The organism is Sinorhizobium chiapasense, from assembly GCF_036488675.1.
Classification (GTDB): domain Bacteria; phylum Pseudomonadota; class Alphaproteobacteria; order Rhizobiales; family Rhizobiaceae; genus Sinorhizobium; species Sinorhizobium chiapasense.
In genome coordinates this window covers 1,016,903-1,033,134 of sequence record NZ_CP133148.1, presented here as the reverse complement: position 1 = coordinate 1,033,134, position 16,232 = coordinate 1,016,903, and the positions used below count along the sequence as shown (strand labels likewise).

The window sequence follows — 16,232 nt, the reverse complement described above, 5'->3', positions numbered from 1 at the left end:
ACCGGTATCAAAGGCACCGCCATGACCCAGCATCCTCCAACGGCGCGCGGCCGATCGCAGGCACGAAATGCGGCGATCATCCAAAAACTGGCGCACTCAATGATGCGGCTCGGCGTCGCCGCCCTCCCCCGCAACTACGAGCTGATCTATGAAGCGCTGTCCGGTCAGATACCGCAATTGTCGCGCGATCTCGCGGCGCTCGGTCCGGAGCCGACGCAGGACGCGCTGGACGAGCTCGGCATCAAGCACAAACTCATTGGCCACAGCGCGCTTACGGCGGACCGCGCACGCGCGGAGGCGCAGCAGGCACTCGGCGAGCTGACGATGATGCTCGGCGACACGTTGGCGCGAAAGCACGCCTTCAACGGTCAGCTCAAACGGTTCGCGGCTCGACTTGCCTCCGATCCGGTCGCAACCATGTCGGAATTCGCCGATGAAGCGGCACAGTTGCGCGACGCGGCAGGGCTGCTGATGAATGAGGAAACCGCACTTCGCGCAGCGATAGAGATGCATTCTCAACGTCTGAGCGAACTGGAAGGAGATCTCGAAGAAAGCCGCATGGCCCTTACCCGGGATCGACTGACCGGTCTGCCGAACCAGACGGCCCTTTCGAAAAGGCTGGCGGCCGTGTTCGATCAGCCATCCGGTCAATCCGCGTCGCTTGTCCTGGCGGCGGTTGAAGGATTGCGAGACCTTGGAGAACAACATGGCGGCGCACTGGCGCAAAAGGTGCTGAGCGATCTCGCCACCATCTTCCGCAAGACGATCAAGAAGAATGACTTCGTTGCGCGGATTGGCCCGCAGGAGTTCGCTTTCGTCTGTAACGACGTCACTGCGGAAAACGCGGAGGCGATTGCGCGGCGCATCCATCAAAGTGTCGCAGAGCTGGCAATCACACCGCCCGGCCGTGCTTTCACATGCGAAACACTCTCCCTTTCCGCCGGCATTGCACTGACCCCGGCAGCAACGAGCGCGGCTGAGCTGCTGGGCCAGGCCGAACTTGCATTGACCGCAGCGCGGGCGCACGGGGGCATTCGGGTTTATTCGTCAGACATCGAAAAGGCGAGCGGCAGGGCTTATGTGCCTGATGCCGCCTGAGACAATGGATCCGGCGGCAGGTTTCGGAAAAGGGTTTCTGCTACCTTGATCTTCTCTGTCACGGCCCTCACCACACAGCCATCGCCACTCATGAAGCGACCCGGCTCCGCGCTCGGCGGGACCGGGTCTCTCGGTGCGCGTATTGGCGTGGATTAGCGGGCGTTCTGGTCGGCGTCGCCGGAGACGTTCACGGCTGCGCGGCCATTGGCAATCGCGCCGGTCGACGCCGCATCGACGGACTTGTTGTCAACACCGGCATAAAAATCGCCATTGTCGGCGGTGTTCGCCGACACGCCGGTGCCGGCAGAGGCCGCCGCGCGCCCCGTGAAAAGCGGCTTCTGGCTGACGCCCTTGTAGTAGCTGCCGCCGGCGCTTGCCGTAGAAGCGACGCCAGTCACAGCGACGGCAACGAGAAGAGCTGCAATGGATTTGTTCATAGGATCGTTCCTTGCTGAATCGGATGCGGGCGCGGCGTTCTCACGCCGTGCCCGCACTTGGGAGGGTCCTGCGTTAGCGGCTAATGCCCTGATAATATTCACCTTCGCCGCCCGAAATGTAGGCAGGCGTCGAGCCGTAGCTCGAGACCGAACCGGTGGACGTGCGGTCGAGCGAGCCGTCGCGGCCACGGACGACATCGCCCGAAGCCTCACGCGCCTTGGGTGCGCGGTCGGTGAAAAGCGGCTTGTCGCTGACGCCTTCATAGTAGCTGCCGCCGGCAAAGGCGGCGGATGCGCCGCCGAGAAGGGCGGTGGCAACCAGGGCTGCAGCAAGCGCAGTATGGATAGCATTTTTCATGATCATCTCTCCTGAGGGGTCGTTGCTTGAACGACGATTTCGTAAAGATTGGCCGGAACCGTTCCCTTCGAACGCGGTGGCCTTGCCGATAGCGTTCGATCTGATCCGGTAAGTCGGAGGAGCTTGGGAGCGCTCATCCAAGATACATGTGGTCCCTCATGATGATGTTTGGAAGTATTGATTACCAGAACACGTTGTCCACGATTCGATAACAATCACCCCTTGAAAAACGCAACCGGGCTCCCAGCGCGCGGCAGCCCCGGATGTCACCGGGCACCCCTTGCCTTCCCGGAAAAGTCCGGGCAAAAGGCGCGGCATGATCCAGATCGCCGGTCTCTCCGCCCGCATCGCGGGCCGCCTTCTCATCGAAAATGCTTCCGTGACGCTACCGGCGGGCACGAAGGCGGGGCTCGTCGGACGCAACGGGGCGGGTAAATCGACGCTCTTCCGGGTGATTACCGGCGAGCTTTCGGCCGAAGCCGGCAGTGTGTCGCTGCCGAAAAATGCGCGTATCGGCCAGGTGGCGCAGGAAGCGCCCGGCACAGAGGAGCCGCTGATCGAGATCGTGCTCAAGGCGGACAAGGAACGCACGGCGCTCATCGCCGAGGCCGAGACCGCGACCGATCCGCACCGGATTGCCGACATTCAGACGCGGCTTGCCGACATCGGTGCCCACTCCGCGGAAGCGCGCGCGGCGAGCATTCTCGCCGGTCTTGGCTTCGACCATGAGGCGCAACGCCGTCCGGCCTCGTCCTTCTCCGGCGGCTGGCGCATGCGCGTGGCGCTGGCGGCCGTTCTCTTTTCCGAGCCCGACCTGCTTCTTCTCGACGAGCCGACCAACTACCTCGACCTCGAAGGCACGTTGTGGCTCGAGGACTATATCCGCCGCTATCCGCACACGGTCATCATCATCAGCCACGATCGTGACCTCCTGAACACCGCCGTCAATGCGATCGTTCATCTCGACCAGAAGAAACTCACCTTCTATCGTGGCTCCTATGACCAGTTCGAGCGGCAGAAGGCGGAAGCCGACGAATTGCAGATGAAGGCGAAGGCCAGGAACGATGCGGCGCGCAAGCATCTGCAGAGTTTCATCGACCGCTTCAAGGCAAAGGCGTCGAAGGCCCGCCAGGCGCAAAGCCGCGTCAAGGCGCTGGAGCGTATGGGCACCGTGGCGGCCGTGATCGAGGAACACGTCCAGGGTTTTTCCTTTCCCGATCCTGAGAAACAGGTGGCCTCTCCGATCGTCGCGATCCAGGGCGGTGCGGTCGGATACGAACCGGGCAAGCCAATCCTCAAGCGCCTCAATCTGCGCATCGACGCAGACGATCGCATTGCCTTGCTCGGCTCGAACGGCAACGGCAAGTCGACCTTCGCGAAGTTCATTTCCGGCCGACTCCAGGCGGAAGCCGGTGATGTCCGGATTGCCCCGGGATTGAAGATCGGTTTCTTCGCCCAGCACCAGCTAGACGATCTGGTGCCGACGCAAAGCGCGGTGGAGCATGTCCGCCGCCGCATGCCCGATGCGCCGGAAGCAAAGGTTCGCTCGCGCGTCGCGCAAATGGGGCTTGCGACAGAAAAGATGGATACCGCCGCGAAGGATCTTTCCGGCGGCGAGAAGGCGCGGCTTCTGATGGGGCTTGCCGCCTTCGACGCGCCGAACCTGCTGATCCTCGACGAACCGACCAACCATCTCGACATCGACAGCCGCAACGCACTGATCACCGCACTCAACGACTATTCCGGTGCCGTCATCCTCATCTCGCACGACCGGCATTTGATCGAGGCCACTGCCGACCGGCTGTGGCTCGTGCGCGATGGAACCGTGGCCAGCTACGACGGCGACCTCGAAGACTACCGCGGCCTGATCGTCGGCGGCCCCAAACCACGGGACGACAAGCCGAAGATCAATGGATCGGACGAGGTCCTGTCGAAAGCGGATCAGCGCAAAGCCAATGCCGACAAGCGCACGTCGTTGGCGCCCCTCAAGAAAAAGATCAACGAGATCGAATCGTTGACGGGGAAATTGGAGAAACTGATTCAAGCACTTGATGCTGAGCTTGCGGATCCGGGTTTGTACGAAAAGGCCCCGGCAAAGGCTGCGCAGAAGGCCAAGGAGCGCGCAGACGCCGCTGCGAAACTGGCCGAGGCGGAGGAGCAGTGGCTGGAGCTATCGACCGAATACGAAGAGGCGTTGATCAGTTGACCGCTGCATGGTTCCTTAAAGCGGAATTGACCTGAGGAACCAGGCAGCAAATTCAAGGCGCTACTCACCTTCACGCCTCTGACACCGTGATGCTGTAGTCACCCGAGCTCGAATGTCGTGATGCCGTAGATCCGGTTCAGCGGAAGATCCGGTGTCGGACCGCGGTACATCCGGGCGGTTTCGAAGACCGGCTTCATGTTGTAGCGTTCGCAAAGTGCTTTTGCGGACGCGTTCGGCTCGGGGATGTCGAGATAGATCCGACCGCCTTTGGCACCTGCCGCAAGCTTGCGAAAAATGAGATCGGCGCCGGTCTCCGTGTCTGCGAAGAGCGGGCCGATCTTGAAGCCTTCCCGGCATGCCCGCAGCGTCCCGTAACCGATAAGCGTCCCATCCCGCAGCAGCACGACGCTTCGGCGCGTCTTCAACTGCTTCGTCCATTCGCGCAGAAAAGCATCGCGGCTTGCCGGATTGAAGCCGCTATCGTATTCGATCAAGGCAGGCGCATGGATCGGCGCTGCGTCGATCAGGTTCGTGCCCGGCGGTTCCTTCACATCGACAACGCCGCCATAGCGAATATTCGCGTGAGACCGGACGAAGCCCGATTTTCGATAGTTCTCCTGCTGCGCCACAACACCGTCGAGCCCAATGGTCCGCTCGCCTGCTTCAGCAAGTGCCCGATTCCACAGAGCCAGACCAATGCCCCTGCCGCGATACGCAGGGTGAGCGACGTAAAAACCAAGAAACGCGTAACCAGCGCCGTAGCGCACGAGAGAGATCGCCGCAGCAAGCGTGTCGTCCTCGGTCGAGACCCAGTAGCCGTCCGGGTCGGCCGCCCAGAACGCGTTGGCATCCTCCAGTCCCGGGTTCCATCCCTCTCGCGCAGCCCAGTCGATGATCGTGTCTAGTTCGGCACGCGTTGCATGGCGAATGGTTTGTGTCATTGCAAATCCTCAACAACCCGCTTTACGGTACCGGTACCGTCTGCCAGCGAACAACTGATTTTTCCTCGCCGACGACAAGGACGCCGACATCTCGTGCATTCAGGATGACAGCGTGATGCGCCCGAACCGCGCTTGCCCGCTGCTTCCAATCTGCTACAAGGGTCGAGAATAAATCATACTAATTCGAGCGAAGCACCATGACCCCCATTCAAATTGCGATTGTCGGCGTCGGCAAGATCGTGCGCGACCAGCACCTTCCGGCCCTTTCAAAAAACGCCGACTACCGACTGATTGCTGCGGCAAGCCGCCACGGAACGGTCGACGGCATCGACAATTTCAAGTCTATCGAGGCGATGCTGGACGCAGTGCCGGCGATCGACGCCGTCTCGCTGTGCATGCCGCCGCAATACCGCTACGAGGCGGCACACGCGGCGCTCCAGGCCGGCAAGCACGTCTTCCTCGAGAAGCCGCCGGGCGCGACCTTGAGCGAGGTTGCCGACCTCGAAGCGCTGGCGGCCGATAAGGGCGTTTCGCTTTTTGCAAGCTGGCATTCGCGCTACGCGCCGGCGGTCGAAGCCGCCAAGGCGTTTCTCGCGTCGACCGCGATCCGCAACGTCAAGATCATCTGGAAGGAGGATGTCCGCCACTGGCATCCGAATCAGGAATGGATCTGGGCGGCCGGCGGGCTCGGCGTCTTCGACCCGGGCATCAATGCGCTCTCGATCGTCACCCATATCCTCCCCCGCCCGATCTTCATCACGTCGGCGACGCTGGAGTTTCCGGAGAATCGCGACGCGCCGATCGCTGCAACGATCGCTTTCAGTGACGCAGGCAAGCTTGGCGTTTCGGCTGAATTCGACTGGCGCCAGACCGGCAAGCAGAGCTGGGACATCGTCGCGGAAACCGATGCCGGCGAAATGGTTCTCTCCGAAGGTGGCGCCAAACTGGCCATCGACGGCAAGCTCGTCCACGAGGAGCCCGAGCAGGAGTATCCGATGCTTTACCGGCGCTTTGCCGAGATCATCAAGGCGGGCAAGTCGGACGTCGATCTCGCGCCCCTGCGGCACGTCGCCGACGCCTTCATGCTCGGCCGTCGCAAGTTCGTCGAGGCGTTCCACGACTGATGTTTCTCCAACAGAAAGCCCGGCGTACGCCGGGCTTTCTGAATTGCCAGTGCCAAACAGGTCTACGCCTTCTTCTCCCACCTTCCGTCCCTGTTCTGCTGCCAGTAGGTGAGGTTGTGCCCCTCCCCTTTCAATCGTTTCCATTGGGCGCGAGCCGCCTCGAGCTGCTGCTGGTCATAACCGTCGAACATGAACACCACCCGTTCATAATCTGAAACGGGCGGCGGTTCCGCGCCGTCCACAAGGAAGCGTACCGTCGCGGCGTTCTGGTTGCTTTCATTGGCAACGATAAGGATCGGCTGGTCTGCCGCGAAATCGCCGGCATCGGTACCGTGCGGCAGAAAGCTGTCGTCGCGATAGACCCAAAGGTGTGTGTCCAGCACGTCGCGCCGCTCCGCATCGACCGTTTGCACGACCACCCGCCAGCCGCGCTCAACACTCTTGTCGAGCAGCGGCGGCAGCGCATCCTCAAGTTTCGATTCCGTCAGGTGGTAGAAAAGGATCTCGGTCATGCCGATCGCTCCCGGACACCGGCTGTGACGCAATCAGGCTTCGTAGCTCGCGCGGACCAGCTCGTCGAGAAGGCGCACACCAAAACCGGACCCCCAGGACTGGTTGATCTCGTCGGTCGGCGAGCCCATCGCCGTTCCGGCGATATCGAGATGCGCCCAGGGAGTATCCTTAACAAAGCGCTTCAGGAACTGGGCAGCCGTCACAGAGCCGCCGTGGCGACCGCCCGTGTTCTTCATGTCAGCGAACTTGCTATCGATCATCTTGTCGTATTCTTTGCCGAGCGGCATCCGCCAGAGGCGCTCTTGCGTCGTGATGCCGGCCGCGAGCAACCGTTCGGCCAGACGATCATCGTTCGAGAACAGACCGGCATAGTGGGTGCTGAGCGCCACCATTATGGCGCCGGTGAGCGTCGCCAGATCGATCATCGCCTGCGGCTTGAAGCGATCGTTGCAGTACCAGAGCGCATCACACAGGACGAGCCTGCCCTCAGCATCCGTATTGATCACCTCGATCGTCTGGCCGGACATCGAGGTAACGATGTCACCCGGCCTCTGGGCGCTGCCGTCCGGCATGTTTTCGACGAGCCCGATGATGCCGATTGCGTTGACGTTTGCCTGCCGCGCGGCGAGCACGTGCATAAGGCCGGTGACCGCCGCGGCGCCGCCCATATCACCCTTCATTTCCTCCATGCCGGACGCGGGCTTGATCGAGATGCCGCCCGTGTCGAAAACGACGCCCTTGCCGACGAAGGCGATTGGCTTCTCCTTCGCCCTTCCGCCTTTCCACTGCATGACGACAAGGCGCGGCGGCCGTGATGAGCCCTGGGCAACGCCGAGCAGTGCGCCCATTCCGAGTTTCTTCATCTCCCGCTCGGTGAGGACCTCGACTTCGACGCCGAGCTTTTCCAGCTCCTTCGCCTTGGCGGCGAATTCGACCGGCCCGAGCACGTTGGCCGGCTCGTTGACGAGATCGCGTGCGAGAAAGACGCCTTCTCCGATCGCGTGAGCGACAGCGAACGCCTTCTTGGCGGCGATCACCATGCCGGTGACGATCGTGACCTTGACCGGTTTTTGCTGAGACTTTGGCTCGTCGTCGGATTTCTTGGTCTTGTAGCTGTCGAAGGAATAGGCGTTCATCTCCATGCCGAGAGCGAAGTCAGCAGCAGCCTTGCCCGTGACATCGACACCCGGAGCATCAAGAAAGACCGTGACCTTTTCAGCGGAACGCAGCTTCGCGGCAACCGCGCCGCCGGCCTTCAGCCAGTCATGATTCGTCAGCGCGGACCCGTCGCCGAGCCCGAGAAGGAGAATCCGGTCGGCCGGCGATCCGTGAGGAGCGACGATGTCGAGCGTCTTGAGCGCCTTGCCCGTGAACTTGCCGACCTTGGCCGCTTTCGGCAAAACGCCTTCCGGATCTGCGACCGCCGCACCGGCCGCTTCCTTGGCGCCGGCGACCTGAAGAAGGACGGCGACCCCGCCGGCCGGGCGGTGGGACTTACTGAAAGCGAATTCGAATTTCATCGGCATTTAGCACTCCGGGCATTCCTGATTTTGATCCGCCCGCTCTGTTACCGGACGGCTACAGTGGCAAACATTCGCGACGCCGGCCACCGTCAAAGCTGTGGCGCGCACCCTTCTCGCTTTTCAGCCGCTTGGCAAGATGCCCACACGTGTTTACATGCGGTTAACCGCAGTTCTTGGCCTTATATTATCCGTGTTGTTCGAGAATTGGATTCTTGAGGCACTGTCGGCGGAGACCCGATCGGTCGTGCAGTGAGCCATTGAGCAGGCTCGGGAGCGCGGGATGGAAGACTTGAGCAGGATTTGGACCGGATACGGACATGAAGCTGATTGAACGCTACATCCTCCGACGCGCCACGACCATGTTCCTCGCAACACTCCTGCCGCTCATGGGTATCGTCTGGACGACGCAGGCGCTCACGAACGTGAACCTGGTCACGGACAGCGGTCAGTCGATCTTCGCCTTCCTGAAACTTGCGACGCTGATTCTGCCGTCGGTCGTTCCGATCATACTCCCGTTCGCGCTCGTGATCGGCGTGACGCAGACGCTTAGCGCAATGAATACCGATTCGGAGCTGACGGTGCTGAACGCAGCTGGCAGCTCCCGCATGTCGATTATCCGGCCGGTCATCTACCTTGCCGCCGGACTGAGCGTGCTGTCCTTTGCCATCGACAACTTCGTCGAGCCCTATTCACGTGTCGCCGTGCGCCGGATGATCGCGACGGCCCATGCCGACCTGCTCTCCGCCGTCGTTCAGGAGAACGCCTTCCGCAAGATCACCGATGGGCTCTATGTCCAGGTTGGCGCTCGCCGCAGCGGCGGCGTCCTGCAAGGCATCTTCGTTGCCGATTCGCGCAATCCGAACTTCGAACTCGTCTATTACGCTCGCGAGGGCGCCGTCGACGAGGAAAGCTCGGCTCTGGTGATGAAGGACGGCGAGGTCCACCGCAAGCTGCCGGATGGCGGCGTCTCCGTCATCAAGTTCGACTCCTATGCCTTCGACCTGACCGACATGACCCAGGCTGTGGGCGAGGCCAACATCCGCGCCAAGGATCGCGACCTTTTCTACCTGCTGAACCCGGACCCCGACGATCCGGCCTACAAGCGGGCGCCGCTGGCCTTCACGGCGGAGCTCCACAAGCGTTTCACCGAATGGACCTACCCGCTGCTGTTCGCCCTCATTGCGCTCGTCGTCAGCAGCGATGCGCGCTCTCACCGCGAGGCGCGCGTGCACCCGATGATCAGCGCGCTCGGAGCGGCACTTGTGATCCGGTGGATGACGTTCTATGCGGCAAACAGTGCCGAAGATTCCATCTGGTTCGTTCCGCTCATGTATTTCGTTCCGCTCGCAGCCGGCGCATTTGCGATCCATCAGCTGGTCAGCAACCGCCGGCTCGACATACCGATGACATGGCGGGAAAAACTGTCCGAACTCATGATCCGGCTCCGCTTCATGCGGCCGGCGGGCGCTGACGGGGAACAGGCTTCATGATCCTCAACACGCTCGGACGTTATTTTTTCAAGCGCTACGCGATCACGACCTTCTGGTTCCTGGTCGGCATATTCGCGCTGATCTTCATCATCGATTTCAGCGAACTTGCCAGCCGCATGTCGGCACTGCCGCACTACACGGTGAGCGGCGCGCTGCTGATGACGACGTTTCGCATCCCGACGATCATGCAGCAGACGGTCCCCTTCGTCGCGCTCTTTTCGGCGATGGCCGCATTGATCTCGCTGAACCGCCGTTATGAATTGGTCGTCACGCGGGCAGCCGGCATCTCCGTCTGGCAGTTCCTTCGACCTTTCGTGCTCGGCGCGTTTATTTTCGGGCTGCTCGCCGTGGCCGTACTCAACCCGCTTGCCGCCTGGGGAACGAAAAAGGCCGAGGCGCTCGAAGCCGAGTGGGGCTCGTCCCGTTCCGCCCAAGCGAACTCGATTCCCTGGCTCCGCCAGATCTACGACGGCACCGATACGATCATCGGAGCGCGCTCCGTGCAGAACGGCGGAACGGAGCTGATCAACGTCACCGTCATCCACTTTGATCCACAGGGCACCATCATCAAGAGGCAGGACGCGAAGTCCGCCAAACTGGAAGATGGTTACTGGCTCCTTAATAACGTTACAGAGACCGGCGGCGGCCAGCTGCCTCGTCGTCAGGAAACGGCACAGATCCCCACCAACCTGAAGGCGGAATTCGTTCAGGAGCGTCTGGCAAAGGCTGATTCCATTCAGTTTTTTGACCTTCCACGGAAGATCGAGGTGGCCCGATCCTTCGGCTTTTCCACCGCCGGCATGGAAACGCAATTCCACTCCCTGCTCTCCTTGCCGTTGCTGCTTGTCGCGATGACTCTGATCGCGGCATGCGTCTCTTTGAAATTTAGCCGGTTCAACCAATCGCGCTCCGTAATTCTCGGTGGAATCCTCTCGGGCTTCGTGCTTTATGTCGTCACCGTGCTTGTCAAAGCATTCGGGAGCAGCGGTATTGTGCCTCCGTTCGTTGCAGCCTGGTTGCCAGTTGTTGTAGCGATGGCGCTGGGCTCGACGATTCTACTGCATCAGGAGGATGGCTAGTGGCGGCAGGCAACCGCAAACGCATCAAGCTGACCAATGCTGCCCTGCTCGCAGGCGTGGCATTGCATACACTTGCCATGGGAATGAATGCGCCTGTCCAGGCGCAGGACACATCGGCGCGAATCGATTCGCTGCAGCCGAACATTCCGGCTGACGCAAAGCTGCTGCTGTCGGCCAATGAGCTCCTCTACAATCGCGACGCGGAAACCGTCACCGTGCGCGGCAACGTTCAGATCGCATATGGCGGCTACAGGATGGTCGCCCGTCAAGTCGTGTACGACCAGAGGTCGGGGCGCATCATCGCGACCGGCGAGATCCAGTTGGTCGAACCGGATGGCAATATTGTCTACGCCGACAAGATGGATGTCACCGACGACTTCGGCAACGGTTTCGTCCAGGCCCTGCGGATCGAGACGACCGATCTGACACGACTGGCGGCGGAAAGCGGTGAGCGCCGCAACGGCGAGGAGTTCATTCTCAACAGGGCCGTCTACACCGCTTGCACGCCCTGCAATATCAAGCCGGAGCACCGTTCCCTGTGGCACATCAAGGCAGAGCGTGTGATCCAGAACGGCAGGACGCACACGATTCGGCTGGAACACGCCTATTTCGAGCTCTTCGGCAAGCCGATCGCCTATATTCCGGCAATCGAGATCCCGGACCATACGGTCAAGCGCAAGAGCGGGTTTCTGTTTCCGAAGTTCCGCTATGCGCAGAAACTTGGCGCCGGTGTGGGCATCCCTTACTACTGGGCGATCTCCCCCTATATGGACGCAACTGTCACCGCGACGGGTCTGACGCGGCAAGGCTTTTTGCTTGAGGGCGAGTTCCGCCAATCGTTCCATAACGGTTTGCACACGCTGAACGTGGCCGGCATCAGCCAGCTCGACAGGGACCAGTTCACGCCCGACACCGTCGATGCCGAGGAAACCAATCGCGGCATGGTGGCGTCGAAGGGCGAATTCCAGATCAATCCGCGCTGGACCTTTGGCTGGAACGTGCTCGTCCAATCGGACGCCAACTTTGCCAAGACCTATGATCTGGAGAGCTTCGACGGCACGACCTATACCAATCAGGCCTACCTGACCGGCCTCGGCAAGCGCAACTACTTCGACCTGCGCGCCTTCTATTTCGACATCCAGGACGCCGACCTCGACAGCATCGAGGAAAATCAGCAGCCTGCGGCTCAGGTCCTCGACTACTCCTACTTCGCGCCGGAATCCGTGCTGGGCGGGGAGCTCAGCGCAGACGTGAACTTCACGAACGTCAAGCGCAACCGGCTGGACAGCATCAACGTCCTTGGCGTCGAGCGTTTCCGCGGCCTCGAAGGCACCGCTCACCGCCTGACCGCGGACCTCGAATGGAAGCGGACGTTCATTGCGCCCGGCGGTCTCGTGCTGACGCCATTGCTCGCTGCACGCGGGGATGCCTTGGGCCTCAACATGGACCCTCCAGGCCCCGCCTACACGGGCGACTACACCAACAGCGACGCGGTCACGCGGCGCATGCTGACCGCCGGTCTCGAGGCGCGCTACCCGATCCTCTTTGCCGGCGAGAACAGCAGCCACGTGCTGGAGCCGATCGGCCAGATCTATGTCCGGCCGGACGAACAGCATGCCGGCGGGCTGCCCAACGAAGATGCGCAGAGCTTCGTCTTCGATGCGACCAACCTTTTCGATCGCGACAAGTTCTCCGGCTTCGATCGTATCGAAGGTGGAACGCGCGCCAATCTCGGCATCCGCTATACCGGAAGCTTCGACAATGGTTACGGCTTGCGCGCGATCGCGGGCCAGTCGTTCCACCTCGGCGGGCTCAATTCCTTCGCAACCGACGATCTCGTCAAGGTCGGAGCGGATTCGGGACTGGAAACCAAGAGTTCGGATTATGTGGCGATGGTCGGCATCGACGCGCCCTACGGCCTGATGGCAAGTCTCTCCGGGCGGCTGGACGAGGACGACCTTGCTCTGCGCCGCGCCGACGCCACGGTCGGTTATCTGGGCCTGACATGGCAGGCGGCCCTGACCTATACGCGGATCGAGGCACAGCCGGTCTACGGCTCGCCCTCAGACCAGGACGAAATCCAGACGGCCGCTGCCTACCGATTCCACGATTATTGGTCGGTGTTCGGCGCATTGACCTATGACATCAACAATGACGTCATTTCCCGCAACGGCTTCGGTGTCACCTATGATGATCAGGATACATTGTTCTCGATCGTCTACCAGCAGGAGCGGGATACCGACAGTTCGGTCGCCAACGACTGGTCGATCGGTGCGCGCATCAGCTTCCGCACGCTTGGCGACATTGACGTCGGCGACACCACGTTCGACGAACTGGACTTCTATTGAGGTCCAGGCCTAAGCGCTGTGGGTTCAAATGAACGCACGAAGGACGCTCGAGCACCTTGATTCCAGAGCATCTTATCCGCTTTCAGCAATTCCACTTGAAAGCGGGATGCTCTAGGCGGACGCCTGTAACTTTATTCTGTCTGCTGCGGCTCCCGAAGACGCGCAGCACTTAAAGGTTGATCATGTGGTCTTGTCATCGTTTGGCCGCATGTATTATGCATTTCCTCCAACTGGCACAGGGAAGGCGCAGGCTGGCGGTCCGACGCGGACCACAGGCGGTTGGGGCGCGGGACGGACAAGGAAATATGATGGGCGGGAAATCGATCTTGAGGGTGATGTCGGCGCTGGTGCTTGCCGGCACGCTGAGCGTCGCTGTATGCGCACCGGCACAGGCCGCGAGCGGGGTCAAGGTGATCGTCAACAATGTCGTAATCACTTCCGGCGACATCGCAAAGCGCGTGGCCTTCCTTCGCCTCCAACGCCAAGGAGGCGGCGCAGAGGAAGCGAAGCAGCAGCTTATCGACGAAGTGCTGAAGCGCGGCGAGATCGCCCGCGTCCAGCAGTCGGTCAGTACCCAGGACGTTGACGCCGCCTTTGCGCGATTTGCCGCTGGAAACAAGATGTCGCCCGAGCAACTCGGCAAGATCCTCGACCAGTCCGGTGTCGGCGTCGATCATTTCAAGCAGTATATCGCTGTCCAGATGAGTTGGCCTCGCGTCGTCAATTTCCGCTACGGCAATGCCAATCGCCTGACCGGCGGCGACCTTGTGAAGCGCATGATGGAGGGCGGCGGCAACAAGCCTGTGACGACGGAATATTTCCTCCAGCAGGTCATCTTCGTCATCCCGGAATCCAAGCGCGGCGCGATCACGGCAAAACGGCAGGCTGAAGCAAACGCTTCGCGGTCTGAGTTCCCGGGTTGTGAGACATCCAAGGTCTTCGCAGCCAACTATCGCGACGTGTCGATTCGCAGCCTCGGCCGCGTGCTTGCCCAGCAATTGCCGGAAGATTGGAAGCCGCTCGTCGAAAAGGCTGGCGACGGCATGACGACCGGCACGCGCGTCACCGAGAAGGGCGTTGAGTATCTTGCAATCTGCAAGAAGCGTCAGGTCAACGACGATACGGCCGCTGAAATCGTCTTCCGTGCGGAGGACCTCGGCAAAAAGAAGGCCGGCGGCGAAGACCCTAACAGCGCGAAGTACCTCGAAGAACTGCGTGAGAAGGCGCAGATCGTCAACAAGTAACGGGCGACCATGAACAAGACGAACGGCAGGCCGATCGCCCTGACGATGGGCGACCCGGCCGGTATTGGCCCGGACATCAGCCTGGCCGTGTGGGCAAGGCGCGAGACGCGGGCGACGCCGCCCTTCCTCCTGATTGGCGATCCTTCGGTGCTTTCGGCCCGCGCAAAGTCGCTCGGCCAAGCGGTGCGGATGACGGAAACCGATTGCCTTGGCGCCTGCGCGGTCTTCCCGGACGCATTGCCGGTATTGCCGGTGCTCTGCCCGGCTCCGGTCGTCGCAGGCCAGCCCGATGTGGCCAACGCCTCCGCGGTCACCGCCGCCATCGACACCGCCGTGCGGCTCGTCATGGCCGGCGAAGCAACGGCCGTAGCCACCAACCCAATTGCAAAGGCTGTGCTCTACGAGGCCGGTTTCCGCTTTCCTGGTCACACCGAATACCTGGCGAACCTCGCGGAGAAGGCAACCGGGACGCCCGTGCTGCCGGTGATGATGCTGGCCGGACCAAAGCTGCGCGCGGTTCCCGTCACGATCCATATTCCGCTCAAGGATGTTCCCGGCGCGCTGACGCAGGAACTGATCCGCCAAACCTTAACGATAACGGCTGCCGATCTCCGGGACCGCTTCGGCCTGTCGAGGCCGCGCCTTGCTGTTGCCGGCCTCAACCCGCATGCGGGAGAAGGCGGTGCGCTCGGCCTCGAGGACGATGCACTCATCCGCCCGGTCATCGACCGGCTCCGTGCCGACGGACTGGATGTCGTCGGCCCGCTGCCGGCCGATACCATGTTCCACGACCGTGCGAGGGAGACATACGACGCCGCGATCTGCATGTATCACGATCAGGCATTGATACCGGCGAAGGCGCTCGGCTTTGACGACAGCGTGAATGTCACGCTGGGGCTGCCCTTCATCAGAACGTCGCCGGACCACGGCACCGCTTTCGGCATCGCCGGAAAAGGCATCGCGCGCGAAGACAGCCTGCTGGCAGCACTTCGCCTTGCGGCCGAGCTCGCCGCCAATACGGAAGGGGCGCATCGCTGATGGCGGCACTCGACGGTCTGCCGCCCCTCAGAGAGGTCATCCAGCGTCACGGTCTCGACGCGAAGAAGGCGCTCGGTCAGAATTTCCTGCTGGATCTCAATCTCACCCAGAAGATCGCGCGCACGGCCGGTCCGCTCGACGGCGTGACGGTCATCGAAGTCGGACCGGGACCGGGTGGCCTTACGCGGGCGATCCTGGCGCTGGGCGCCACGAAAGTCGTGGCGATCGAACGCGACGCGCGTTGCCTGCCGGCACTCGCCGAAATCGCCGCCCACTATCCGGGCCGGCTCGATGTGATCGAGGCCGACGCGCTCAAAGTCCCTTTCGAAACGCTCGCCGACGGTCCGGTGCGCATCATTGCAAACCTGCCCTACAACGTCGGCACGCAGCTTCTCGTCAACTGGCTGCTGCCGGAGCAATGGCCGCCCTTCTGGCAATCGATGACGCTGATGTTCCAGCGCGAGGTTGGCCTGCGGATCGTCGCGGGAGCGGACGATGATCACTATGGCCGCCTGGGCGTCCTCTGTGGCTGGCGAACGAAAGCGCGCATGGCTTTCGATGTTTCACCACAAGCCTTCACGCCGCCGCCCAAGGTCACTTCGTCAGTCGTCCATCTGGAACCGATCGCCGAGCCGATCCCCTGCTCTGTCGCGGCCCTCGAAAAAGTGACGCAGGCCGCATTCGGCCAACGCCGTAAAATGCTGCGCCAGAGTCTGAAAATCGTGGGTGGCGAGACGCTGCTGGCAAGGGCCGACATCGATCCCCAAAGACGCGCCGAAACGCTGACGGTCGAGGAATTCTGCCGACTGGCGAATTGCCTCAGCGGTTAGACG

At 61.7% G+C, this 16,232-nt stretch carries 14 protein-coding genes; 9 read left to right on the top strand and 5 right to left on the bottom strand.

Translation table 11 applies throughout. The annotated features are described in order from the left end of the window. Positions 1–21: 21 nt before the first annotated feature. On the top strand, positions 22–1,098 hold the full coding sequence (locus RB548_RS04940) for a GGDEF domain-containing protein (protein WP_331373916.1): 1,077 nt from the start codon (positions 22–24) through the stop codon (positions 1,096–1,098). Positions 1,099–1,250: 152 nt separating this feature from the next. Here RB548_RS04940 and RB548_RS04935 read toward each other — a convergent pair whose 3' ends face one another. Together RB548_RS04935 and RB548_RS04930 are read right to left on the bottom strand one after the other, a co-directional pair. After that, complete coding sequence (locus tag RB548_RS04935; protein ID WP_331373915.1) at positions 1,251–1,535, bottom strand: hypothetical protein; 285 nt, start codon at positions 1,533–1,535, stop codon at positions 1,251–1,253. 73 nt (positions 1,536–1,608) lie between these two features. After that, positions 1,609–1,899 carry a hypothetical protein gene (locus RB548_RS04930; RefSeq protein WP_331373914.1) on the bottom strand — a complete coding sequence of 97 codons (291 nt, stop codon included), beginning with the start codon at positions 1,897–1,899 and terminating at the stop codon, positions 1,609–1,611. Between the two features lie 310 nt (positions 1,900–2,209). Between RB548_RS04930 and RB548_RS04925 the strand changes: the two genes are divergently transcribed. Further along, on the top strand, positions 2,210–4,099 hold the full coding sequence (locus RB548_RS04925; RefSeq protein ID WP_331373913.1) for an ABC-F family ATP-binding cassette domain-containing protein: 1,890 nt from the start codon (positions 2,210–2,212) through the stop codon (positions 4,097–4,099). Between the two features lie 98 nt (positions 4,100–4,197). Here the strand turns inward: RB548_RS04925 and RB548_RS04920 are convergent, their stop codons facing one another. Further along, positions 4,198–5,040 (bottom strand): GNAT family N-acetyltransferase, encoded by an 843-nt coding sequence (locus RB548_RS04920; protein ID WP_331373912.1) that lies wholly within the window; start codon positions 5,038–5,040, stop codon positions 4,198–4,200. A 197-nt stretch (positions 5,041–5,237) separates the two neighbouring features. On the opposite strand from RB548_RS04920, the gene RB548_RS04915 reads away from it, so the two are divergent. Continuing rightward, positions 5,238–6,164: a Gfo/Idh/MocA family protein gene (locus RB548_RS04915; protein WP_331373911.1), complete on the top strand. Its 927-nt coding sequence runs from the start codon at positions 5,238–5,240 to the stop codon at positions 6,162–6,164. 62 nt (positions 6,165–6,226) lie between these two features. Here the strand turns inward: RB548_RS04915 and RB548_RS04910 are convergent, their stop codons facing one another. Together RB548_RS04910 and RB548_RS04905 are read right to left on the bottom strand one after the other, a co-directional pair. After that, positions 6,227–6,676: a DNA polymerase III subunit chi gene (locus RB548_RS04910; RefSeq protein WP_331373910.1), complete on the bottom strand. Its 450-nt coding sequence runs from the start codon at positions 6,674–6,676 to the stop codon at positions 6,227–6,229. A gap of 33 nt (positions 6,677–6,709) precedes the next feature. Beyond that, the gene (locus tag RB548_RS04905; protein ID WP_331373909.1) at positions 6,710–8,203 is read right to left on the bottom strand and encodes a leucyl aminopeptidase; all 1,494 of its coding nucleotides are present in this window, start codon (positions 8,201–8,203) and stop codon (positions 6,710–6,712) included. 314 nt (positions 8,204–8,517) lie between these two features. Here RB548_RS04905 and lptF point away from each other — a divergent pair, with 314 nt between their 5' ends. From lptF to rsmA, 6 genes are all read left to right on the top strand, one after another. Next, positions 8,518–9,690, top strand: coding sequence for an LPS export ABC transporter permease LptF (gene lptF, locus RB548_RS04900; RefSeq protein ID WP_331373908.1), 1,173 nt, complete (start codon positions 8,518–8,520; stop codon positions 9,688–9,690). Further along, positions 9,687–10,769: an LPS export ABC transporter permease LptG gene (gene lptG / locus RB548_RS04895; protein WP_331373907.1), complete on the top strand. Its 1,083-nt coding sequence runs from the start codon at positions 9,687–9,689 to the stop codon at positions 10,767–10,769. Before lptF ends, lptG begins: the two co-directional genes overlap by 4 nt. After that, on the top strand, positions 10,769–13,117 hold the full coding sequence (locus RB548_RS04890; RefSeq protein WP_331373906.1) for an LPS-assembly protein LptD: 2,349 nt from the start codon (positions 10,769–10,771) through the stop codon (positions 13,115–13,117). The genes lptG and RB548_RS04890 overlap by 1 nt, the downstream gene beginning before the upstream one ends. 305 nt (positions 13,118–13,422) lie before the next feature. Beyond that, positions 13,423–14,361: a peptidylprolyl isomerase gene (locus RB548_RS04885; protein ID WP_331373905.1), complete on the top strand. Its 939-nt coding sequence runs from the start codon at positions 13,423–13,425 to the stop codon at positions 14,359–14,361. 9 nt (positions 14,362–14,370) lie between these two features. Beyond that, the gene (pdxA, locus tag RB548_RS04880) at positions 14,371–15,399 is read left to right on the top strand and encodes a 4-hydroxythreonine-4-phosphate dehydrogenase PdxA (RefSeq protein ID WP_331373904.1); all 1,029 of its coding nucleotides are present in this window, start codon (positions 14,371–14,373) and stop codon (positions 15,397–15,399) included. Beyond that, positions 15,399–16,229, top strand: a complete 831-nt coding sequence (gene rsmA / locus RB548_RS04875) for a 16S rRNA (adenine(1518)-N(6)/adenine(1519)-N(6))-dimethyltransferase RsmA (RefSeq protein ID WP_331373903.1) — start codon at positions 15,399–15,401, stop codon at positions 16,227–16,229. The genes pdxA and rsmA overlap by 1 nt, the downstream gene beginning before the upstream one ends. Positions 16,230–16,232 lie beyond the last annotated feature (3 nt).

What these genes read in the sequence shown, in the direction of transcription:
- RB548_RS04940 (WP_331373916.1), top strand. Translation starts at nt 22, where the DNA reads ATGACCCAGCATCCTCCAACGGCGCGCGGCCGATCGCAGGCACGAAAT.
- RB548_RS04935 (WP_331373915.1), bottom strand. Translation starts at nt 1,535, where the DNA reads ATGAACAAATCCATTGCAGCTCTTCTCGTTGCCGTCGCTGTGACTGGC.
- RB548_RS04930 (WP_331373914.1), bottom strand. Translation starts at nt 1,899, where the DNA reads ATGATCATGAAAAATGCTATCCATACTGCGCTTGCTGCAGCCCTGGTT.
- RB548_RS04925 (WP_331373913.1), top strand. Translation starts at nt 2,210, where the DNA reads ATGATCCAGATCGCCGGTCTCTCCGCCCGCATCGCGGGCCGCCTTCTC.
- RB548_RS04920 (WP_331373912.1), bottom strand. Translation starts at nt 5,040, where the DNA reads ATGACACAAACCATTCGCCATGCAACGCGTGCCGAACTAGACACGATC.
- RB548_RS04915 (WP_331373911.1), top strand. Translation starts at nt 5,238, where the DNA reads ATGACCCCCATTCAAATTGCGATTGTCGGCGTCGGCAAGATCGTGCGC.
- RB548_RS04910 (WP_331373910.1), bottom strand. Translation starts at nt 6,676, where the DNA reads ATGACCGAGATCCTTTTCTACCACCTGACGGAATCGAAACTTGAGGAT.
- RB548_RS04905 (WP_331373909.1), bottom strand. Translation starts at nt 8,203, where the DNA reads ATGCCGATGAAATTCGAATTCGCTTTCAGTAAGTCCCACCGCCCGGCC.
- lptF (WP_331373908.1), top strand. Translation starts at nt 8,518, where the DNA reads ATGAAGCTGATTGAACGCTACATCCTCCGACGCGCCACGACCATGTTC.
- lptG (WP_331373907.1), top strand. Translation starts at nt 9,687, where the DNA reads ATGATCCTCAACACGCTCGGACGTTATTTTTTCAAGCGCTACGCGATC.
- RB548_RS04885 (WP_331373905.1), top strand. Translation starts at nt 13,423, where the DNA reads ATGATGGGCGGGAAATCGATCTTGAGGGTGATGTCGGCGCTGGTGCTT.
- pdxA (WP_331373904.1), top strand. Translation starts at nt 14,371, where the DNA reads ATGAACAAGACGAACGGCAGGCCGATCGCCCTGACGATGGGCGACCCG.
- rsmA (WP_331373903.1), top strand. Translation starts at nt 15,399, where the DNA reads ATGGCGGCACTCGACGGTCTGCCGCCCCTCAGAGAGGTCATCCAGCGT.